This is a genomic window from Paenibacillus sp. N3.4 (assembly GCF_008017805.1).
Classification (GTDB): Bacteria; Bacillota; Bacilli; order Paenibacillales; family NBRC-103111; genus Paenibacillus_E.
The window spans coordinates 1-22,057 of sequence record NZ_VRTT01000030.1; the positions used below are offsets into that span (position 1 = coordinate 1).

General features: G+C 45.1%; 16 protein-coding genes and 3 pseudogenes. 8 read left to right on the forward strand and 11 right to left on the reverse strand.

The window, feature by feature from the left end:
• Positions 1–580: 580 nt before the first annotated feature.
• From FU659_RS16440 to FU659_RS16465, 6 genes and pseudogenes are all read right to left on the reverse strand, one after another.
• Positions 581–1,962: pseudogene (locus tag FU659_RS16440) on the reverse strand (glycine--tRNA ligase).
• Positions 1,963–2,348: 386 nt separating this feature from the next.
• Positions 2,349–3,149, reverse strand: a complete 801-nt coding sequence (locus FU659_RS16445; protein WP_261807861.1) for a carbon-nitrogen family hydrolase — start codon at positions 3,147–3,149, stop codon at positions 2,349–2,351.
• A gap of 109 nt (positions 3,150–3,258) precedes the next feature.
• Complete coding sequence (locus tag FU659_RS16450; RefSeq protein WP_261807862.1) at positions 3,259–3,744, reverse strand: DUF1572 domain-containing protein; 486 nt, start codon at positions 3,742–3,744, stop codon at positions 3,259–3,261.
• Positions 3,745–3,821: 77 nt separating this feature from the next.
• Positions 3,822–4,916: a Ger(x)C family spore germination protein gene (locus FU659_RS16455; protein ID WP_187274193.1), complete on the reverse strand. Its 1,095-nt coding sequence runs from the start codon at positions 4,914–4,916 to the stop codon at positions 3,822–3,824.
• On the reverse strand, positions 4,913–6,010 hold the full coding sequence (locus FU659_RS16460) for an SLC5/6 family protein (protein ID WP_147948585.1): 1,098 nt from the start codon (positions 6,008–6,010) through the stop codon (positions 4,913–4,915). Before FU659_RS16460 ends, FU659_RS16455 begins: the two co-directional genes overlap by 4 nt.
• Positions 6,007–7,359 carry a spore germination protein gene (locus FU659_RS16465; RefSeq protein WP_261807863.1) on the reverse strand — a complete coding sequence of 451 codons (1,353 nt, stop codon included), beginning with the start codon at positions 7,357–7,359 and terminating at the stop codon, positions 6,007–6,009. Before FU659_RS16465 ends, FU659_RS16460 begins: the two co-directional genes overlap by 4 nt.
• A 186-nt stretch (positions 7,360–7,545) precedes the next feature.
• Here FU659_RS16465 and FU659_RS16470 point away from each other — a divergent pair, with 186 nt between their 5' ends.
• From FU659_RS16470 to mtnB, 8 genes and pseudogenes are all read left to right on the forward strand, one after another.
• Entirely contained in the window at positions 7,546–8,748 is a 1,203-nt protein-coding gene (locus tag FU659_RS16470) for a pyridoxal phosphate-dependent aminotransferase (RefSeq protein WP_147948586.1), read from the forward strand.
• A gap of 379 nt (positions 8,749–9,127) precedes the next feature.
• Positions 9,128–10,228 carry a glutamate 5-kinase gene (proB, locus tag FU659_RS16475; RefSeq protein ID WP_147948587.1) on the forward strand — a complete coding sequence of 367 codons (1,101 nt, stop codon included), beginning with the start codon at positions 9,128–9,130 and terminating at the stop codon, positions 10,226–10,228.
• A 66-nt stretch (positions 10,229–10,294) separates the two neighbouring features.
• Positions 10,295–12,027: pseudogene (locus tag FU659_RS16480) on the forward strand (proline--tRNA ligase).
• Positions 12,020–13,267: a glutamate-5-semialdehyde dehydrogenase gene (locus tag FU659_RS16485; RefSeq protein ID WP_147948588.1), complete on the forward strand. Its 1,248-nt coding sequence runs from the start codon at positions 12,020–12,022 to the stop codon at positions 13,265–13,267. Before FU659_RS16480 ends, FU659_RS16485 begins: the two are co-directional and overlap by 8 nt.
• A gap of 35 nt (positions 13,268–13,302) precedes the next feature.
• Positions 13,303–14,169: a pyrroline-5-carboxylate reductase gene (proC, locus tag FU659_RS16490; protein ID WP_147948589.1), complete on the forward strand. Its 867-nt coding sequence runs from the start codon at positions 13,303–13,305 to the stop codon at positions 14,167–14,169.
• Positions 14,170–14,217: 48 nt separating this feature from the next.
• A complete protein-coding gene (locus FU659_RS16495; protein ID WP_147948590.1) occupies positions 14,218–15,486 on the forward strand; it encodes a 2,3-diketo-5-methylthiopentyl-1-phosphate enolase in 1,269 nt (422 codons plus the stop codon).
• The gene (locus FU659_RS16500; protein WP_147948591.1) at positions 15,483–16,142 is read left to right on the forward strand and encodes a 2-hydroxy-3-keto-5-methylthiopentenyl-1-phosphate phosphatase; all 660 of its coding nucleotides are present in this window, start codon (positions 15,483–15,485) and stop codon (positions 16,140–16,142) included. The genes FU659_RS16495 and FU659_RS16500 overlap by 4 nt, the downstream gene beginning before the upstream one ends.
• A complete protein-coding gene (mtnB, locus tag FU659_RS16505; protein WP_147948592.1) occupies positions 16,142–16,777 on the forward strand; it encodes a methylthioribulose 1-phosphate dehydratase in 636 nt (211 codons plus the stop codon). Before FU659_RS16500 ends, mtnB begins: the two co-directional genes overlap by 1 nt.
• Before the next feature lie 95 nt (positions 16,778–16,872).
• Here the strand turns inward: mtnB and FU659_RS16510 are convergent, their stop codons facing one another.
• The 5 genes and pseudogenes from FU659_RS16510 to FU659_RS16530 form a co-directional block, all read right to left on the reverse strand.
• Positions 16,873–17,556, reverse strand: coding sequence for a DnaD domain-containing protein (locus FU659_RS16510; protein ID WP_261807864.1), 684 nt, complete (start codon positions 17,554–17,556; stop codon positions 16,873–16,875).
• 113 nt (positions 17,557–17,669) lie between these two features.
• Positions 17,670–18,878, reverse strand: coding sequence for an acetate/propionate family kinase (locus FU659_RS16515; RefSeq protein WP_147948593.1), 1,209 nt, complete (start codon positions 18,876–18,878; stop codon positions 17,670–17,672).
• A complete protein-coding gene (locus tag FU659_RS16520; RefSeq protein WP_147948594.1) occupies positions 18,875–19,747 on the reverse strand; it encodes a 3-hydroxyacyl-CoA dehydrogenase family protein in 873 nt (290 codons plus the stop codon). Before FU659_RS16520 ends, FU659_RS16515 begins: the two co-directional genes overlap by 4 nt.
• A 252-nt stretch (positions 19,748–19,999) precedes the next feature.
• Positions 20,000–21,501 (reverse strand): annotated as a pseudogene (locus FU659_RS16525) (AAA family ATPase).
• Positions 21,494–22,027 carry a hypothetical protein gene (locus FU659_RS16530; RefSeq protein WP_147948595.1) on the reverse strand — a complete coding sequence of 178 codons (534 nt, stop codon included), beginning with the start codon at positions 22,025–22,027 and terminating at the stop codon, positions 21,494–21,496. Before FU659_RS16530 ends, FU659_RS16525 begins: the two are co-directional and overlap by 8 nt.
• Positions 22,028–22,057: the final 30 nt, after the last annotated feature.

The window sequence follows — 22,057 nt, forward strand, 5'->3', positions numbered from 1 at the left end:
GAGTGAGTAAATACCTCTTTTTATGAATATTTCGGCTGTTTTTGACTGATTTCAAATTAGGCGATTGGCTAATGATATCCACAATTAATCGACAGCCTCGTTTTCAGCGTTACAGAGGATACGAACCCCGCTGATGGCTCTGTAAGCATGAAAAACCTGCTTACAAGAGGTGAAAAAGGGGAGCAAGCTGAATTCTTGACTTGTATCGCTGGTTTTGGAAAACGTTAACTTTTCTCAAAAACATAAAAATTCTTTTCCGTGAGAAAACCTCTATCGAGGCCATTCAATGATGAGCGACCTAATATAGGGATCTTTGGTCTTCGACCAGATCCCTATATTAGGTTTTATCGCCAATAAGAAAGCGGTTTTCGCGAACCGAAAACTTATACTGGCGTGTGGTAAAAAAATCTCCTTAGAGTAGGAAGACCTGTGTAGTAACCCCCATTCAGCTAAAAAGCTTCTAGTTTTGCTTCAATGAGGATGGTTGTATGTAAAAGACCTGCATCTCGCCGAATAAGCGAAACACAGGTCTTAATGAATTCTCCCCGAAGCAAGCTACGGGGAATTGGACACGCAGAAATTAAAATTGAAGTGAATTCTCGATGAACGCCTTCAGTTCTGTAATCGGGATACGCTTTTGTTCCATTGTATCACGGTCACGAACCGTTACTTGACCATCTGTCTCGGATTCAAAATCGTACGTGATGCAGAACGGCGTTCCGATTTCATCGTGACGACGGTATCTTTTGCCAATCGATCCGGTATCATCGTAGTCGACCATGAAGTGCTTCGCCAGATCAGCGAATACCGCTTGAGCGCCTTCTCCCAATTTCTTGGAAAGAGGGAAAATTGCAGCTTTAATCGGTGCTAGTGCCGGATGGAAGTGCAGCACCGTACGGCTGTCATCCCCTTCGAGCTTTTGCTCTTCAAATGCGTCAATCAACAAAGCTAACGTTACACGGTCTGCACCCAGTGAAGGCTCGATGCAATAAGGAACATAACGTTCATTCGTTTCTTGATCAATGTAGTTGAAGTCTTCTCCGGAATGCTCCATATGTTGTTTCAAATCGAAATCTGTACGGTCTGCAATCCCCCAAAGCTCTCCCCAACCAAACGGGAATTTGTACTCAATATCCGTCGTTGCATTGCTGTAATGAGACAACTCATCATCATTATGATCACGCAGACGCAAATTATCCGGTTTCGCTCCAAGAGACAACAGCCAGTTGTGACAGAAGCTTCTCCAATACTGGAACCATTTCATATCTTCGCCCGGTTTGCAGAAAAATTCAAGCTCCATTTGTTCAAATTCGCGTGTACGGAACGTAAAGTTACCCGGCGTAATTTCGTTGCGGAAGCTTTTACCGATTTGACCAATCCCAAATGGTAATTTTTTGCGCATTGTGCGCTGAACGTTTTTGAAGTTAACGAAAATGCCTTGAGCGGTTTCCGGACGCAGGTAAACGACGTTAGAGCTAGCTTCTGTTACGCCTTGGAAGGTTTTGAACATGAGGTTGAATTGTCGAATGTCTGTGAAATCTTTACTGCCGCAATCTGGGCAAACGATCTCATTTTCAACGATCAGTTTCATCATGTCATCAAATGTCATGCCATCTACGACGATTTCGATATCTTTCTCAGCCAGCTTATTTTCAATCAGTTTATCTGCACGATGACGCGCTTTACAGCTTTACAATCGATCATCGGATCATTGAAGTTTCCTACATGCCCTGAAGCTACCCATGCTTGAGGGTTCATGAGAATCGCCGCGTCAAGACCGACATTATACGGAGATTCTTGGATGAATTTTTTCCACCATGCTCGTTTGATGTTGTTTTTCAATTCAACGCCAAGTGGACCGTAATCCCACGTATTGGCTAGTCCGCCATAAATTTCGGAGCCTGGGAATACAAAACCTCTGTGTTTCGCTAACGCCACAACTTGATCCATCGTTACACTCATTGCTCATTCTCTCCTTCAGCTTCTTAATCACTGTATGTATTACGAGTTGATGCCATTTGGAGATGGGCTGACGCGCAAAAAAAGCTCACCATCCAAAGGCATCAAATAATGCCTAGGGACGAGAGCTTCAGCACCCGCGGTTCCACCCTAGTTGATACGCCAAAAAACGGACATATCCCCTTTATCGTATTGGCTCCGGATAGCCTTTTCCTTAAGCTTCAGTCTGGGCTCTCACCGTCCCCAGCTCGCTGAACATGAAGTTGTCTCAAGTACTATTCATCCCTCACAGCCACAATTGATCATTCAATTGGCTTTAGTTTACAGAAAAAAAGAAAAAAAATCAAATCACTTTTGATCAAAAGGTTGATTGAGTTTCAATTTAAGTTTTAATAAAGATGGGGTCTGCGATCTTCGAAGACAGGAATTTTATCACGAACGCGCACAACTTCACTTAAATCAATGGTAGCATGTAACACAGCTTCGCTTTCATCGCCTTCAACGAGCACCTCACCCCACGGATCAATGACCATGGAATGTCCAAAGAAATTCGTCGTCCCACTTGTTCCGACACGATTGCAAGCAACCACATACATTTGATTCTCTATGGCTCTGGCCATTAGGAGGGTCCGCCAGTGATGCAGGCGTGGATGCGGCCACTCCGCGGGAACAAATAAAATTCGCGCTCCTTCCAGTGCAAGCTTACGCGCTAGCTCAGGGAACCGAATATCGTAACAGATCATTGCGCCTGCAGGAACACCCTCAAGTTCAAAAAGTCCAAGCTGGTCACCGCTATGAAGGAATTTTTCCTCATCCATGAGACGAAACAGATGAATTTTGGAATATTCAGCTGTTTCCACGCCTGCTCGATCAAAGGCATAAATCGTGTTCAATACACGGTCTTCTCTTTTATCCGCAATCGATCCACCTATAATATTAACTTGATGTTTGCGAGCAAATTCGCTCAGAAAGGCTTTTGTCCTTTCTCCACTGGGATCAGCAAGCTGCTGGATCTCATTTAACGCATAACCTGTGTTCCACATTTCGGGGAAAACAATCACGTCCGGTTTATTTGCGGCTTGAAGCGATTCCTCAAGAAGCTTGTTTAAACGTGCAAAGTTCGTATCGGGCTCGCCGATCTTAATATCCATTTGGATAAGTGCAATATGGTATGCAACCGGGTCTTTCATCTGTACTGATTCTCCTTTCAGGGGCAGAAATACGCTTTTCCATTCATTCTAGTTGAATTCAGTCATGAACTCAATGGTTTGAAAGATTTGGACTGACCTTTGGCAATACTCAGCGTTTTCCAGTGATCGCTGCCCAATGCTTGCCCAGAAATACAATTTGACCAACATGGTAGCCATAGTGAGAAACTTGCCTTTGAATGGCATTGACAACGGTATTTCCCTCGCCCCTTATATAAACGGTCTTAAGCAAATCATCAGGTGTAAGTGATCGAAGTGTACCCAAAAGCACACCCCACCCCTCTTCCCATAGAGCGAGCAGTTCCTCGTTGCTGAGCTGTTTGTTTTCAAATTCACCATCGCGTTCACGCGTTTCCTTTTCTCCGTCACTCGTTAAGAAATCGGTCCAACGAGACAACATATTCCCATGCATGTGCATGATAAGAACTTCCAGTGAATTGGATTCGCTATCCAAAGTAAGGTAAAATTGCTCTTCCTCCACTTGGGCAAATGTACGATCAGCAAGCTGCTTCATACTTTCAAAGGCACGAATACTTTCTTGTACAAAAATACGGCCTACATCCGTGTTTACTGACATTCTTCTTCACACCTTCCATCCTAGATTATTAGTTAACTTACTGCCAAAATAACAAAAAAGTCAATGGAGCCTGCCAATTACTTAATAACACCCGAGCCTAGAATTTTCACATTCACTTTTACGTTAATCTGTATGTCCGGATAATGGGACTGCCATCGCTCCCAATCGTTCTCAGATACATACCCCATTGCCCGATATCGAAGTCCAAAACCGATGGGATCTACCTTATTCTTCTGCAAAATATGCAATACTTCTAAAGCACGATCCTTGCTTTGCTTTTCGGCGAGCTTTTGAAGTTCTATCCAATTTTGATCAAAAATAGATAAGGTGGCCTCTTCTGCCATCCCGTCCATGGAAATATGAACATTAATTTGAGGTTCTTCATTGTCTTTCAGATGTTCCAATTTATAAGTCATTTTATAATGGTTAATTGCGAGTTCAAACGTATCCTGCCCCTGTTCCGTATGAATTTCGATCTTATGGAATTGTCTGGCTAGCTCGTTCAAGACCCGGGTTTGGTCGGGCGTAAGAATTGCTATCACCTTATTTTTATCTAGAATGGCAACCTGGTCAATCGTATAGCTGTTCTTTTGCGGTTGAATAATCGGTAAATACGGGTCCTTCCCGCGTTCCGTCAATCTTCTGTAGAAATCAGATAAATTTTCAGTGATGATATAGGAAGATTCCGTTCCTTCTCGATCAAAACTTAAGAACAGTGAATTGGCAGGCAATCTCTCAGAAAGCACTTTTGTATCCAGAACTTCTATGGCCGAAGGATCTCCGATCGCTACGAAACCCACCATTTGAATATCTCTTCGACGCATAAACCAGTCCAACGGTTTTTGGACATTTTCCTCCGCAAGCGATTTTCCAAAAACAATCATCTTGGCATGACCAAAATCCAATTCTTTATCTACTTGTGATTTCAATAAACGTATAGCTTCCGTGATTGTTTTGGCTTCTTGCGTGACTACTTGATATCTATTGGTTTGCCCAGGCTCTATTCGCGAAGATGGAATACCGAGCTTCAGTGAAACGCGGTACTCCATCTCCGGATTTTCCGATTTATCTACCCCAATGGCAAGCACGAAAAATCTCTTATCGAGATCTTTAAATCCGCATCCACTTAATATTAACCCTACCAGAAGACACACGAATATAGAACGTTTCATGTTTTTCCTTTCTTCTTTCCAATCCAATAGATAACAACAACAAGCACGACTTCGCTTATTAAACGAAGCTGAAACCATGCAGAAGACAGAACCATATATTTTTTTTCATCAAAAAGCCAGGTTGAGATCTCTGTTATTACAGCAAAAAAGCAAATGATTATCCAAGACGACCATCTCGCATGATTGACTAATAACGGATTCATTTTTCGTGGCACCACTGATTTCATAAGTTCGCTGCCAAGATGCCAAGTTGTCATAATGTAAATCATCGCAATACTTAAATAGAGCAACAAAAAAATAAACAGTACGCGCTCGATAAATCCAAACTCAACCCGCATGGAATCTGCTGTACTTTCCCAAATATAATTCAATTGATCCACACCATAGGTGCCATGAAAGCCAATAGGGATAAAAAAGGTGGTAATCAATACAGTTGTACCTACTAATGGAATCAACCATAAGAATTGCCGTTTGGCATCCACTTGAAAGTTTCGATTAAAGATCGTCCAATTCACATAACCCGTAAATATATGCGATGCGCTAGCAAGCGATTCCCAGGAAGGAATGCCGAATGAATAATGGGTCATGACTCTTACGGCATCCCAATCCATATTCTGGCTGGCCAAAGCTTTGAATAAAATGAACCCGATAAAGGGTAAGTTCAAAATGATAACAATCTCATTGATATACAACACCGTTTTGCTATCATTGGACGCTGACCAGGCACAAACTAATCCAACAAACCCGATCAAAATAAAAATACTAAAATCAGGATTTACAAAACGTTGTAAAATACGGCAGTAGCAAACTAAGACCATTCCTCCGGCGGTAAACCACATGCAGCTCAAAAAAAGCAATAAACTAACCCTTGCCCACTTTGGCGCATACATAGCTAGAACCTCAGGTACCCCTTTTCCCGGAAAACGCATGATCCCTCTGGTAAACAGATGAGCTAACAGTGTGCCAAGAATCACACTGAGCACCATAGCAGGAATTGCCCCATGAAATCGATTTTTAATGAGAATGCTGGGAATAAAAAGAATCGTATTCGTCAACATACAGACGATGACCGGATAATAAAAGTACCGGTTCAAGTCGAATCACCTTCTGATTCAGGATAACTTACATTCTTTTCCCCGATAAATAGCTTCAAGTAGGGTTCATCAAAGCTTCTTAAACTGGCCAAATAGCTGATTAACAAGAAAAAACCGACAGATGTTCCAATAATCCCGAAAAAGGAGGCGAAGGCAATCAACACATACTTCACAAAACGCATGGCAAAGCTCATGGAATTAATAGGAATAACATAATTCGAAATGGCCACAGCGGAAGTAATGATAATCATAATGCTGCTGACTAGTCCAGCTTGTTGTGCAGCTTGCCCAAGAATGAGCCCACCCACTGTGGTCGCCGTTGAGCCAATGAACTTCGGAAGCCTTAGACTCGCTTCAGTCAGTGCCTCGATCATAAACAGCATAATGAAAACTTCCACATAGGAAGGATACGGTACGGCTGAACGACTTCCTGAAATGGACAACGTTAACTGAACGCGGAATAATTCTGGGTTGTAGGACACAATCGAAACATATATAGCTGGAAGTAAGACCGTAATCACCAACGAAACATAACGCAAAAAGACCAAAGATCGAGTTATCCAAAAAGATTGATACAAGTCGTCCATAGCTGACATAAAATCAAAAAAAACAGCCGGAAGCACAATAACAAAAGCCGCCCCCTCAATTAGTAACACGGCTTTACCATGAGACAAATTCAAAACAGCTCGATCAGGGCGTTCCGTAATTAGCACGGTAGGAAACAGGGAATAATTCGTATCGTTGAGCAATTTCTCCAATTGACCTGAAGCCTGCAGCATATCTACATCGATCGCTTTAAGTTTATCCCGCACCAATTCGATCATGGATGGTTTGGCTAAAGAAGCGTCAAATGCCAGTAAAATCTTCGTCTTTGAAGAAGTTCCGACTTCGTAAGGCTCCACCGTGAGTTCCCGCTTTTTATAACGGAACCGTATAAGTGCCAAATTCGTAAATAAATCTTCGGCAAAAGCCTTGCTTGGCCCGATCACCGTATTTTCAGTCTTCGTTTCTTCAGGATCATTGTTTAAAGCTCGTTTAACGGACAAGCAATAGATGTCCGAAAAATAGCCAATGACAACATACCCTTGCAGCAAAAAACTCGCGATTTGTGAAAAGTCGGCAACTTTTTCAGCACCGCAGGAAGTGATGGCATGCTCAAAGTTTTCAAAGCTATCACTTACTAGAAAAGGAAGAGAAACGTTTTTATTAATTTGTGTATGCTCAATCATTGAAGAAAGATACACGATTTCCACTTCAAATTTCCCATTGTTCAAATGTTTGGTTTCCAAGTCCACGGAGGAAGCCAAGCTCGACATGATTCGATTAATAATGAGGTTATCAGTCTGCATCAGAATCTATTCTCCAAGTCAGATACGTCATTCCTTACAGTCTAACCAATAAACAAAAGGGTAAACTTACATGCATGAATTGAGTAGTTCCTTGTAATTATGCTTTGCGCTCCCTATACACCACCATCTAATCATGGTACATTAATATTATTATCAAAATCCCGACCTCCGGAGTGTGAATTAAAAATGGCAAACAATGCTCGTACTCAATCTTCATTTTCCATTCAGCCTGCTGAACGTATGAAAGGACTGCCGACGCAGTTTTTCGCTACGCTCGTGGGAAAAGCGAATGAGCAAATCGCGCTCGGTCACGACGTTATAAATCTCGGACAAGGGAATCCTGACCGCCCTACTCCGCCACATATCGTAAAATCCTTGCAAGAAGCAGCAGCTAACCCTCTGTACCATAAATATCCCCCATTCAGTGGATTTCCCTTTCTCAAACAAGCGGTTGCTCAGCGTTATCAAGAAGATCACAATGTGGATCTTGACCCTGAAACCGAAGTCGCCATTCTGTTTGGCGGCAAAACAGGTCTGATCGAGATTGCTCAATGCTTGCTTAATCCAGGTGATGTTTGCCTCGTACCTGACCCTGGTTACCCTGACTATTGGTCAGGTGTGGCCCTAGCCGGAGCTGAGATGGCCTTCATGCCGTTGAAAGAAGATAATCAGTTTTTACCGGATTATTCCGCTTTGAAAGAGTCGGATCTGAATAGAGCTAAACTCATGTTCATTAATTATCCGAATAACCCTACAGGCGCAACCGCTCCCGCTTCCTTCTATGAAGAAACTGTGGAATTTGCTCAGAAAAATGGTGTTGTGGTCGCCAGTGATTTTGCCTATGGAGCCATTGGCTTTGATGGAGAGAAACCCATCAGCTTTCTGCAAACACCTGGCGCTAAAGAAGTAGGCATCGAATTTTACACGCTATCCAAAACCTATAACATGGCAGGCTGGCGCGTTGGCTTTGCACTCGGCAATCGCGAAGTGATCCGACTCATTAACTTGATGCAAGATCACTACTACTGCTCTCTGTTCGGTGGTATTCAAGCAGCAGCTACAACAGCGCTTACGGCTTCGCAAGACTGTGTCACGGAGCTGCGTGACGTATACGAAAGCCGTCGCAACGCTCTATATACCTCACTTGCCGGTATAGGTTGGCAAGCTCGTCCGTCTCAAGGCTCTTTTTTCTCTTGGTTACCTGTCCCAAAGGGGCACAACTCACAAAGTCTGGCCGATTTGCTTCTGCAAGAAGCCAAAGTTGTTGTTGCACCGGGCGTTGGCTTCGGTACCCATGGTGAAGGGTATGTAAGACTTGGCTTATTGTCTACCGAGGAGCGACTTGAGGAAGCTGTACAACGGATTGGCAAGCTTCACCTGTTCGATTAAGCGCAAAGTAACAGGCTTATGCTTCTTTACAAATGCTTGTACAGCGTGCTATTCTAGATAGAACCAAAAAAGGAAGTCCTCAAAAACTTCTATATCGCAATGTTATGATGGGAATAGTAGGAAACGTGCGACACGTAACAGAGAGTAGGCTCCATCGACTGAGAGAGCTTACCGTGAACCGATTTCGAACCCGCCCCTGAACAGTCAACGATGAGTTGAACAGTGCCCTGCTGTTATTTAGGGAATCTAGAGTTGGGTGCAGCCTTTGGCGTGCGCCAATCTAAGGTGGTACCGCGGAAGTTACAGACTTTCGTCCTTATATTAAGGACGGGAGTCTTTTTTGTATTTACATAGCCAGAAACAAAAGGATGGGATTGTTATGACTCAGCGAATCGTCGTCAAAATTGGCAGCAGCTCTCTAACCTCCGATTCGGGTGGTTTGAATCCGGATAAAATACGTTTTTTCGCATCCGAAATTGCACGTCTACAGCAGAATGGGAATCAAGTGCTGCTCGTCACCTCAGGGGCCGTTGCCGCAGGCTTTACCTCCCTAGGCTACCGAACGCGGCCCAAGGTGCTTCATGAGAAACAGGCTGCAGCCGCTGTAGGCCAAGCGCTTCTCATGCAAGCTTATCACGTAGAATTTGCAGCCCATCAAGTCAGTGTGGCGCAAATTTTGCTAACTCGGTACGACTTCTCCAACCGCAAGCGCGTGCAGAATGCGCTAATGACCATCGATGAACTGCTGCAGCGAGGTGTTGTACCGATTATTAACGAGAACGACACAGTCTCCGTAGATGAGCTTAAATTTGGTGACAATGACACCTTGTCAGCCCTTGTAGCCAATCTGGTAAAAGCTAACAAATTGATCATTATTACAGATATGGACGGCTTATACACGGACGATCCCCGTAAAAATGCGAACGCAAAGCGTATCGATCGCGTAGATGCGATCAGCGACGAATTGTTCAGCTTCGCTGGCGGTTCCGGAAGCGCAGTCGGCACCGGCGGCATGCGCTCGAAAGTTGAGGCAGCACGCATCGCGATGCGCGGAGGTGTGCCTGTCTTCATCGGGCGCGTGCTGGAACCCGATGATTTGGCCCTCGCCGTAAATGGCAGCGGCAGAGGAACTTATTTTGACACGGCACTAAACAATTTGCCGGTCAAGAAACAATGGGTCGGCTTCCACTCGCTGCCCCAAGGGCAAATAAGCGTTGATCACGGAGCCAAAGCGGCGCTGATCAGCGGCGGCAAGAGCTTGCTCCCCGCCGGTATTATCGGCGTGGAAGGAGAGTTCCACCCCGGCGACGTCGTCGAGGTGCTTTGCAGTGAAGGAGCGCTGTTAGGGCGCGGCGTGGTCAATTATGCGGCATGGCAGGTGCAAGCCGCCGCAGGCTTGTCGACTGATGAAGTCCAGAAGCGTGTCGAGGTTGCCCGTATTGAGGTTATTCATCGTGATGAGTGGGTACCGTTGCCTTAATTGCAGGTAATGAATAGTATACTGATTCTGCAATTATATCTAATTTGAAAGTGAGGCTCTCCCACCATGAGACAAAAGCGATTGCTAATTCCTACATTGCGTGACGTTCCAGGGGATGCCGAAGCTGCTAGTCACCGCCTCATGCTGCGAGCAGGCTTGATTCGTCAGCTTTCCAGTGGTATATATACCTATTTACCACTAGGTCTCAAAGCCTTACAAAACATACAAACAATTGTCCGTGAAGAAATGGAAGCAGCAGGAGCCCAAGAAATGCTGATGCCTGCCCTTCATCCTTCTGAGTTGTGGAAAGCATCCGGTCGATGGGACCTATATGGTCCTGAGCTTATGCGGCTTGAAGATCGCAATGGCCGGGAATTTGCTTTAGGAGCAACGCACGAGGAAGTCATAACAACACTTGTGAAGGACGAAATTCATTCCTATAAAAAGCTGCCAGTTACACTATATCAAATTCAAACCAAATTCCGAGATGAGCGAAGACCTCGTTTCGGTCTGCTTCGCGGGAGAGATTTCTGATGAAAGATGCTTATTCCTTCGACCGTTCGGTAAGCGGACTGGATGTTAGCTATACTATTATGTACGACGCGTATGTTCGAATTTTCTCGCGGTGCGGCTTACAATTTCGAGCCGTGGAAGCCGACTCCGGGTCAATTGGCGGCACGGATACGCACGAGTTTATGGCACTGGCTGAAGTTGGTGAAGATACAATTGTCCATTGCACATCCTGCCAGTATGCCGCCAACATAGAAAAAGCGATTGGAACGTCTCCTGAGCATCTTACGACTAATAATCATCATTCTCTGCTTAATAAGGAGCCAGTCAAAGTTCACACGCCGCATGTAGCAAGCATCAAACAGCTAGCACATTTTCTTCAGATTGAATCCGATCGTATTATTAAATCCATCGCCTTAAAAGCCGATGGCACACCTATTATCGTTCTTCTTCGCGGTGATTACGAATTAAACGAGATCAAGTTAAAGCAATGGCTTGAAGCAGATGAAATTGTCATGCTTTCCCAAGAAGAAATTCAACAATTGGGTTCTGTAGCCGGATTCATAGGTCCTATCGGACTCCAAAGTGTACGTATAATAGCAGATTGTTCAATCTTAGGTTTGAATGATGCCATTGTCGGAGCTAATGAGTCCGATCACCATTTCATGCATGTAAATATCGAGCGTGATCTTCCAACAATGAGTTACTCAGATGTTCGTAATGTCGCTGAAGGTGATTTGTGCTCATATTGTGGCCACGAGCTTTCTTTTGCAAAAGGTATTGAAGTGGGGCATGTCTTTAAACTTGGCAACACATATAGCAGTAAACTTGGAGCCGTCTTTACTGATGAAAATGGGTGCTCGGAGTCAATGGTTATGGGCTGCTACGGCATTGGCATTTCACGAGTGCTTGCTGCCATGATCGAACAAAATCATGATGAACGCGGCATCATTTGGCCGAAGTCCATCACGCCATTTGATATTCATCTTATCACTGTTCATACCCAGGATAACTTTCAAATACAATTATCCGAGGAAATTTATCAAAAGCTAACACAAGCGGGTTATGCTGTTTTATGGGATGATCGCGATGAACGTCCCGGCGTGAAATTCAATGATTCCGATTTGTTTGGCTTCCCGCTTCGAATAACCGTGGGTAAGCGTGCAAATGAGCGAATCGTGGAGTTTAAAGAACGCTGCAGCGGAAAACAATCTGAACTTTCCTTTGATCAAATACTTACACAATGCCAATCATATTCTCAATCAGGAGGTCGATCTTCCCATGAGTGAAGTCGTTCAAAAGTCCAAACTAGCGAAACAAGCCGCCCAAAAAATGGGCAATTTAACTACCGAGCAAAAAAATGCCGCCTTGCTTCTCATGGCCGATGCCCTCGTAACCGAACAGCAAGCCATTATCGAAGCGAACGCTAAGGATTTACAACGAGGCAAAGAACTAGGAACGAGCTCCTCCCTGCTGGACCGTCTGGCTCTCAATGAATCGCGCATCGCCGGCATCGCGGAAGGTCTTCGTCAAATTGCTGAGCTGCCAGATCCAATTGGAGATACACTGGAATCCTTTGACCGTCCTAATGGTCTTAAAGTCCGTAAACTCCGTGTCCCATTGGGTGTCATCGGTATTATTTATGAAGCAAGACCTAATGTTACGGTCGATGCGGCAGGCTTATGTCTCAAAACCGGCAATGCCGTCGTGCTGCGCGGAGGTTCCTCGGCTCTATTTTCCAATGAGAAAATCGTTGAGGTATTGCACGGTGCTCTAAGCCGTTCAGCCATTCCAGTTGATGCTTTACAACTAATTCTTAGCCCTGACCGGAGTTCGGTTGATGAAATGCTCAAACTGAACGGTCTCATTGATGTCCTCATTCCTAGAGGCGGCCATTCACTTATTCAAAATGTTGTCAAGAACGCGTCCGTCCCTGTCATTGAAACAGGCGCAGGTGTATGTCATACTTTCATAGATGAGAGTGCTCAGCTGGATATGGCTATACGCATTGGCATCAATGCCAAAGCTCAACGCCCTTCTGTCTGTAATTCCATGGAGACCCTGCTTGTACATGAACGCATGGCTGAGAAACATCTTCAAGCCATTGCCGAAGCCTTTTCAGCGGCTAACGTTGAACTTAGAGGCGACGATCAGGCAAGAACACTGGTCCCTACCATGCATGTGGCAGAGGAAGAAGACTGGCGTACAGAATACGGAGACTACATTCTCTCCATTAAAGTCGTCAAAGATCTGGATGAAGCACTCCTCCATATTCGTGAATACGGGACTATGCATTCAGAATGTATCGTAACGGAAAATGCTGACCATGCAGAACGCTTTCTGCAGGAAGTCGATGCCGCTGCTGTGTATCATAATGCATCAACACGCTTCACGGATGGCTTTGAATTCGGTTTTGGCGCAGAAATAGGCATTTCCACCCAGAAGCTGCATGCTCGCGGGCCTATGGGTTTGCCAGCCTTAACTTCAACCAAATATCGCGTTTACGGAAACGGGCAAATTCGTGAGTAACATTGAATAGAAAATATCAGGGAGGAACCCACCCCATGTCTACGACATTATCTCAAGCAAAAATAGCCTTTGTAGGCGCCGGTTCCATGGCTGAGGCCATCATTCGCGGACTGATCGAGCAGCAAGTCGCTCAACCGCATCATCTATATGTAATGAATCATTCGGATCAAAACAGACTAGCTTATCTTTGTTCTGAATACGGTCTTCACGCAACTTCCGATTCTGTAATCAAAGAATCCTACCTGCGCGAAGCTGATGTCGTCGTACTTTGTATGAAACCCAAAGATGTTGTTACTGCTTTTGCTGAGCTGCAGCCGCTGCTGAATGAGCAGCAGCTTCTCATTTCAGTCATTGCAGGTCTATCAATCGCCAAAATAGAAACTTTGCTGCAATCACAAATGCCCATTGCCAGAACGATGCCAAACACCTCCAGCACCATAGGATTAGGAGCAACGGGGATGAGCTTCTCCTTAGCGGCAAATGAGAATAATAAACAATTAGCGACTCAAATGTTTGAAGCTGTTGGCATTGTTACCATTGTTGAAGAGGATAAACTTGAAATCGTGACCGGCGTTTCCGGCAGCGGACCCGCCTATATCTATTATTTTATGGAAGCTATGATAAAGGCCGCTGTAGGCGGTGGTTTGACTGAGGAGGATGCGCGTGAATTAACGCTGCAAACTGTTCTCGGAGCCGCACATATGGTTCAGCGTACGCAGGAAGATCCGGCTGAGCTGCGCCGAAAAGTAACCTCGCCAAATGGGGCAACACAAGCCGCTATTGAAGCTTTGGATCGATATCATTTCAGCGAAGCTATCTTGCAAGCCGTCCATAGTTCAGCCAACCGTTCGAAAGAAATGGGAGAGCAAATTGGTGCCTCAAGTCCGGTAGCCAAATCTTAGTCATCCGTTATCCGACTTATTCTATAGTAAAGCAGGTGGAACCACTCCATGAGCCAATATTGTTTAGCTACCTATCGGAGTTTCGATGAGAAAGCCGATTTTCATAAAAAAGCGACCAGCATAGCTGTCGGTCTAACCGTTGGCAGCTGGACAGAACTGCCGGAAGCACAGAAAACGCAGATGGAGAAACATCTGGGCAAGGTCATCTCTGTAGAAGTCCACGAACCCGGTACTGAGGAGTCCATCAGTGCGCGTTATGCGGATATTACGATTGCTTACCCAGACATTAATTTCAGCCGCGATATCCCTGCCTTGCTCGTTACCGTTTTTGGCAAGCTGTCTATGGACGGCAAAATCAAGTTGATCGATTTAGCTTTCTCTTCCGACTTCCTTTCCGGTTTTGCGGGTCCGAAATTCGGCATGCAAGGCGTGCGCGACCTGCTCGGCGTAAAGGATCGTCCTTTGTTGATGAGTATTTTCAAATCCGTTGTCGGGTATGAGCTCCCCGCTTTGCGCGAACAATTTTATTTGCAAGCCGCAGGTGGCGTTGATTTAATTAAGGACGATGAAATTTTGTTCGAAAATCCGCTGACACCGCTTGAAAAACGGATTGAGGTTTGTCTGGAAGCAGCTGCTCAAGCATCTAAAGAAACCGGGCAAAAACTGCTGTATGCCGTAAATTTGACGGGTCCAACATCCAAACTGGCCCTACAAGCGAAAAAAGCGATCAGCGCGGGAGCGAACGCTCTCCTATTCAACGTCCTTGCTTATGGCTTTGATGTCCTGCATGAGTTAAGCTCAGATCCGGAGATCAACATTCCGATTATGGCGCATCCCGCGATGGCTGGAGCTACTTATCCGTCACCGCATTACGGCATTTCTGCTTCTGTTCTGCTTGGCAAACTTATGCGCTTGGCCGGAGCTGATTTGGTGCTCTTCCCTTCTCCTTATGGCTCCGTAGTCATGCCAAGGGAAGAGAATTTGGCCATTAAGCATGCGCTATTGACCAATGAGCTGCGCAAGGATTACGCCTATCAAGCATCTTCTAATGCTCCTTTGAAGCTTGCCGCGAGCTTTCCCGTACCATCGGCCGGTATTCATCCTGGTCTGGTTCCACTCATCCTTCGAGATTTTGGCGAGGACGTTATTGTGAATGCAGGAGGAGGCATTCATGGCCACCCGATGGGCACCATTGCCGGTGGACAAGCGTTCCGTCAAGCGATTGACGCAACCCTGCAGAAAATATCGCTTCAGGAATACGCCCAAACACATCCAGAATTACAAGCAGCTATTGAAACTTGGGGGATTAAAGAATGAGTAAGGAACGCATTATATTTTGCGATTTTGACGGGACGATTACGGTAAATGATAATATCGTGGCGATCATGAAGCATTTTAACCCGCCAGGATGGGAAGAGATCGTAAAGCAGCTGCTCGATAAAAAAATCTCCATTCGCCAAGGTGTCGGTGAAATGTTCGCCCTGCTCCCTACTTCTCGTAAGGATGAGATCGTCGCTTATGCGATCAGCAATGCAACGATCCGTGACGGTTTCCGCGAATTCGTGGATTACTGTAAAGCGAAGAATACCACGCTGCTTATTACGAGCGGAGGGATTGATTTTTTTATCTACCCATTGCTTAAACCTTTCCCGATCCCAACCGAGCATATTTACTGCAACGCCAGTTCCTTTGAAGGAACAACCATAACCATTTTGTGGCCTAATCCTTGTGACGCACACTGCGTAACGGACTGTGGCATGTGCAAAACGAGCATCATCCGCTCTTATGATGCAGAACGCTTTGAGCGGATCATCATTGGGGATAGCATTACTGATTTCGAAGGCGCAAAACTAGTGGATACGATTTTCGCAAGATCACACCTTATCGATATGTGTAAACAACTGGATTATCCGTATCACCCCTTTGAAACCTTCTTTGATATTATGAAACAACTGGAGGCTGAATCTAACTAATGAGCATTCTTTTGGAAGAAAAACAGCGTGCGTTCACTGAACTGCGAGAAATAAAAGCCAATTTAGCAGCCAGAGGATGGTTTCCGGCAACTAGCGGCAATCTTTCCGTTCGTGTTGGGGGGTTCCAACCTGAAGCCTTCACATTCGCCATCACGTCAAGTGGACGGGATAAATCCATTCAAACTCCGGAAGATTTTCTTCTCGTGAATGAAAAAGGAATTCCCACCGAAGCGACTAGCCTCAAACCGTCTGCTGAAACATTAATTCATAGCGAAATTTACCGATTAACGGGCGCAGGCGCGATTTTCCATGTGCACACCATTTTTAATAATTTAGTTTCCGAGCTCTACGGGGATCGCAAGAGTATTCCAATAAACGGCGTCGAGCTTATTAAAGCGTTCAACATTTGGGATGAAGAAGCTCAAATCGAGATTCCGATCTTACCGAATTACGCTGAAATCCCTCGTATTGCTGCGCTGGTTGAAGGAGCTATTGTTCCTAGAATTCCTGGGATCGTACTGCGCAAGCATGGGATCTATGCCTGGGGTGCGAATGCATTTGAAGCGAAGCGCCATTTGGAAGCCTTCGAGTTTCTTTTCGAATATGCGTACCGTTCGCATTTACTCCAGAAGTAATACCGGTAACAGATACGAAGACAAGTTTAAGTAAAAAAACGTCCCAGCTTGCTCATAAGAGAAAGCTGGGACGTTTTTTTCATTTAAACACCTATTTATCTCGACTGGCGAAACCTTTGGGAATATTCTTTGGCTTGTTCCACCGTCGACACTCGATTCCGACTCCATTCCAGCAAAATCCGATCAATATAACGAAAGTGGACTTTACCCGCGAATACAGCTTCCTTCAAGGCTGTCAGAATGAGCTCTTCCCTGTAGCTATCCTTGTCCAGCCAACTGCTGATCGTTTCAAGCTCCATCGGTGTGAGCGGGCGCGCAAACTCTCGCTCGAACGTCGTGAAGATATTTTTAGCGTTCGCATCGGCATGCACTGGGGTGCGAACCGCCGTGAGCGCAGCCATTTGCTGCTGAGCCACGACTTCGGCTAATTTTCGATATAAGGGCGTTACATTGTACTTTTCGCTGCGAAATCCTGTGCCTTCTTCCGTATTCTCATCAATAGCTATGAAGTGCTCATGAATTAACTTTTGCAGGCTGGCAATTACCTGATCCGGCGTCGCTGACATGCGTGATTGTATTTCTTCAATCGTTGGAAAGTCATTCTTTTCCTTATCCAAAAATGAAATCAACTGAATGAGCGTCATGACTTCGATTTCGCTTAATTGGAGCGCACGATAATTTTTCAGCAAAAGAACAGGCACGGCCACGCTGCCTTCTTGAAATCCGGCCAATAAAACGGCTTCGATATGATGCTGTTGAACGTTCATCTGTTTATTCATCCGCTCCCCCTTCTACCTATGGTTGAGATGATCCAGTTCATATCCACTGTATTGCTTGAATCTTCTTCTCAAATTGAACATCTTATCTATTGTACACTATTTTCATCAAAGATTCAGTCGACCTTTTCTTGTACTAATTCGTAGGTATCTCGGGCGATGACCAATTCCTCATTCGTAGGTATGACGAGCACTTCCACTTTAGAACCTGCTTTGGAAATTCGTCGTTCTAGGCCTCTCCCCTTTTGATTGGCTTCTTCATCGAACTCTACGCCAAGAAAAGATAGCTGTTGGCACACAGTTTTGCGCAGCAATTCTGAATTCTCGCCAACACCTGCGGTAAAAACAATGGCATCTATGCCATTCATTGCCGCTGCATAAGCCCCTATGTATTTGCGCAGCCGGTATTCGTACATGTCAAAAGCCAGCGTAGCGTTTTTATCCCCTGCCTCAAGCGCTTCCACGATCTCGCGCATATCGCTGGAAATGCCTGAGATCGCTTGCAGTCCGCTGTGTTTGTTCAGCATGGAGCTGACCTCACTCAGCGTCAAATCTTCCTTGCCCATCGCGTAAGGGACGATGGCGGGATCGAGATCGCCGCTGCGCGTGCCCATCATCAGCCCTTCGAGCGGGGTCATCCCCATGCTCGTGTCTACAGACAGGCCGCCTAGTATGGCCGCGCAGGAAGCTCCGTTACCTATGTGACAGGTAACGAGCTTCAGATGCTCCAGCGGGCGTCCTAGGAAGTCTGCGGCACGCTCGCTAACGTACTTGTGTGAGGTCCCGTGGAAGCCATAGCGCCTAACCTTATGTTTCCGGTATAAAGCCATCGGTACCGGATAGAGATAGGCCGTCGCGGGCATCGATTGATGAAACGCCGTGTCGAAGACAACAACCTGAGGAACGCCAGGCATGTTTATTTCCACCGCAGAGATGCCGAGCATATGCGCCGGATTATGCAGCGGCGCCAAATCAAAGAGCCGCTTAATCTCTTTTTTTACAGCTTCATCCACTATAACAGACTGCTTAAAGGATTCTCCGCCGTGAACAACACGGTGGCCCACAGCATCAATTTGCGCGGTCGAAGTTAGCACACCATGAACCGGATGAACGAGCATCTCGATCACTCGCCGAATAGCTGTCGTATGCTCAAGAATCTCACTAACCTCATGAACGTCCGGCTTTCCAGTAGGCTCATGCGTTATGATAGCTGTTTCCATACCGATACGTTCAACTCTGCCCTTTGCAAGTACAGATTCATCCTGCATTTGGAACAATTGATATTTGAGCGAAGAACTCCCCGCATTAATAACTAAAACATTCATAACCGATCACCGTCCTTATCATAACGGAAGAAACCTTCGCCTGTCTTCGTACCCAAATGGCCGGCTCGCACCATTTGCTTCAACAAAAAGGAAGGACGGTACTTAATATCTCCATAATCGCGGAACATGCCTTCTAATGCCGCCTGAACAGAATCTAGCCCAAAGCGGTCGCACATCTCTAAAGGTCCATGCTTAAAATCATAACCTATCCGCATCGCCGTATCGATATCTTCCGCTGAAGCAACACCTTCTGACAACGTATGCAGAGCTTCATTGATCAACGTACAAATCAGTCGAGTTGTAATAAAGCCCGGCGATTCATTGACCTTAATACTCTTTTTGTAAATAATCTCATCAACAAATTTTCGCGTTTGTTCAAACGTCTCATCCGATGTTTTCATCGCACGTATGACTTCAACGAGATTTATCTTTGCAACAGGGTGTAGAAAATGCATACCTATGACACGTTCAGGATGGGTTGTCACAGCTGCTATTTCGGTAACACTTAGCGTAGATGTATTCGTCGCTAAAATAATGGATGAAGGACAAATTTGATTTAGTTGAAAAAACACATGTTTTTTTGCATTCAAATCCTCTGTAATGGTTTCAATAACCATATCGCAAGCAGCCATGTCTTGTAGTGACTCTGCTTTTCTGATTTTCGTTATGATTAGCTTCTTTTCTGCTTCAGTCAACGCCCAGCGTTCGATTTGCTTATCTAAACTAACCGTGATCTGTTCGATCGCACGATCCAGCTTTTCCGTTGTTTTCTCAGCGAGTATAACGTCAAGACCTCGGGCTGCCAGCATCTCCGCTATCCCCTGTCCCATCGTTCCTCCACCTATTACACCAATCGTTTTGAATGCCATACTTGTTTCTCCTTCTCTAAGCAGCGTCCTATATAATTCTCAACAGATTCTCAATAGAATCTATTACCATCATACATTTTTTTGCATCCTGATTTCATTAGTATACACGAAACATTCATCAGCTTTTCTTAAATTCGACATATTTATGATAGTAAAGTGTGTCGAATATATGGCCACCGGTCAATAAACCCCTTACCCTATCTTCCTCACCCTGAACAAAACAAAAAAGGCTGACCTAAGGTCAGCGGTTTATCAAGCACTGTATGAAACGGAAGCATCAAATAATGTGCGAAAAGTGTCTCCAGAAAGCACTTCTTCTTTCATCAATATCGCAAAGAATGTTCGAAGACGCTTCGTTGCTGCTCCAATAAGTGTTTCGTTCTTAACATAAGTGCATCTAGAATCGCCGTATTTTCGTTCATGAGCTGTTCTTTGGTTACCATCTCACGATCGATAATGCCTAAACCCGTTAGACCTGAATCCATCATATTGCGAACCATCGAAAGTGCCTGCTCAAAATCATTGCGAGATCCTGTACTTCGTCCACCATAGAACATTTCTTCAGCAGCCGCGCCGCCCAAGGCAATCATCATTTGCTGCTCAATATAATCTTTTGTGTACAAATATTGATCCTGCGGTGGATTATGACGCACATAACCGAGCGCTTTTCCTCTTGGACTTACTGTCACCTGTGATACCGAGCCTGGACGAACCAACTCAGCAATGATGGCATGACCAAGTTCATGATACGCTACGCGTTCCTTTTCTTCCTGCGCCGTTTCTTTATCCGTTCTTTCGCCCATCATCACCTTATCGATGGCCGATGCCAGATGCTGCTGCTCGATGGCTATTTTATCTTCACGAAGTGCGTAGATGGCAGCTTCATTCAGCACGCCTTCCAACTGGGCACCGGAGAATCCGAAGGTTTGGTCTGCAATCTGCTCCAAAGAGACTCCATCAGCCAGCGGTTTATTTTTCACATGAATATCCAGAATGGACAGACGCCCCTTCTTATCAGGTAAATCCACTTCAATATGACGATCAAATCGACCTGGACGCAAAAGTGCGCTATCGAGCATTTCTTTCCGGTTCGTCGCTGCCATAATAAGAACACGCGGAGCGTCGTGGGTATGAATCCCATCCATTTCCGTCAATAACTGATTCAGCGTTTGATCGTATTCTCGATGCTGCCCACCATCACGCTTACCGCCAATAACATCAATTTCATCAATAAATATAATGGCACTTTCTTTGCCTTCTTTGATTGCTCGCGTTCTTGCATCTTTAAAAAGGTCGCGTACGCGACTAGCTCCAACACCGACATACATTTCAACAAACTCACTGCCTGAAGCAGCTATATAGACAGAATTCGTATAATGTGCCGCTGCTTTAGCCATTAATGTTTTCCCTGTCCCTGGAGGTCCTGTTAGCAAAATACCTTTTAGCGGACGTATGCCTAACTTTTTAATTTCTTCGTGTTTAATCAGAAAATCAAGAGCTTCCATAAGTTCTTTCTTTGCTCGATCCTGTCCTCCGATTTCCTCAAAGGTCAAGTAGGAAGGCGTTCTGTTCCTGTTTTTCCGTTCACCGCCAGCTGAAACTCCCGCTCCGCCGCGACTGCGAATCATATAAAATAATGACACTCCGAGCACAGCAACAAATAAAAGCGGAACAATATTGACGCCAACAAAAGCTAAGAATATCAGTAAAACCGGTACAAAACCAATACCGATTTCTTTATATAATTTACTCATTCGGCCACACTCCCATCTGTGTAGATTTCCGTGGAAGCATTATAAATTTAGTCGCATCTCCGTTCGTCAAACGGATGTATACATTGTTTTCGTCCATTTGACTGTCCACCTTCATATTCGGCACATCCGCAGCATATTTCTGTAAGGTCGTTGGTATATCTGCATAATGTTTTGTTTCCATGGCTTGCGCTACTTCAAATAAGGCTTTGGACCACCACTGCTCTAGATCGGCAGATGGATTTCCCTTGACATCAATCCTCACAGTACGTTTGCCAATAATCGAAGCACCCTCTTTATGAATCGTATCTACGACAGTCTTCAGATTGGCATCAGCCTTTAAGTTTACTTCTATATCAACACGATCATTGGTCAATTTCATGGTCGAGCTCGCGACACCGGGAACTTGGCTAATGAGATTGGATAACGGGTTTTCCATAGCGAAACTCGTATAAGCGAACCACCCTCCGAACAACACAGCAGAAGAAATGACAATACTGATAACGACAGGTAAGAGACGCAGCTTCATCAGTCAACGTCCCCTTTCTATGATTTGATT

Bases quoted from the DNA above. Each gene is read 5' to 3' on its own strand.
- FU659_RS16445 (WP_261807861.1), bottom strand. From the start codon at position 3,149: ATGAAAGACCCGGTTGCATACCATATTGCACTTATCCAAATGGATATT.
- FU659_RS16450 (WP_261807862.1), bottom strand. From the start codon at position 3,744: ATGTCAGTAAACACGGATGTAGGCCGTATTTTTGTACAAGAAAGTATT.
- FU659_RS16455 (WP_187274193.1), bottom strand. From the start codon at position 4,916: ATGAAACGTTCTATATTCGTGTGTCTTCTGGTAGGGTTAATATTAAGT.
- FU659_RS16465 (WP_261807863.1), bottom strand. From the start codon at position 7,359: ATGCAGACTGATAACCTCATTATTAATCGAATCATGTCGAGCTTGGCT.
- FU659_RS16470 (WP_147948586.1), top strand. From the start codon at position 7,546: ATGGCAAACAATGCTCGTACTCAATCTTCATTTTCCATTCAGCCTGCT.
- proB (WP_147948587.1), top strand. From the start codon at position 9,128: ATGACTCAGCGAATCGTCGTCAAAATTGGCAGCAGCTCTCTAACCTCC.
- FU659_RS16485 (WP_147948588.1), top strand. From the start codon at position 12,020: ATGAGTGAAGTCGTTCAAAAGTCCAAACTAGCGAAACAAGCCGCCCAA.
- proC (WP_147948589.1), top strand. From the start codon at position 13,303: ATGTCTACGACATTATCTCAAGCAAAAATAGCCTTTGTAGGCGCCGGT.
- FU659_RS16495 (WP_147948590.1), top strand. From the start codon at position 14,218: ATGAGCCAATATTGTTTAGCTACCTATCGGAGTTTCGATGAGAAAGCC.
- FU659_RS16500 (WP_147948591.1), top strand. From the start codon at position 15,483: ATGAGTAAGGAACGCATTATATTTTGCGATTTTGACGGGACGATTACG.
- mtnB (WP_147948592.1), top strand. From the start codon at position 16,142: ATGAGCATTCTTTTGGAAGAAAAACAGCGTGCGTTCACTGAACTGCGA.
- FU659_RS16510 (WP_261807864.1), bottom strand. From the start codon at position 17,556: ATGAATAAACAGATGAACGTTCAACAGCATCATATCGAAGCCGTTTTA.
- FU659_RS16515 (WP_147948593.1), bottom strand. From the start codon at position 18,878: ATGAATGTTTTAGTTATTAATGCGGGGAGTTCTTCGCTCAAATATCAA.
- FU659_RS16520 (WP_147948594.1), bottom strand. From the start codon at position 19,747: ATGGCATTCAAAACGATTGGTGTAATAGGTGGAGGAACGATGGGACAG.
- FU659_RS16530 (WP_147948595.1), bottom strand. From the start codon at position 22,027: ATGAAGCTGCGTCTCTTACCTGTCGTTATCAGTATTGTCATTTCTTCT.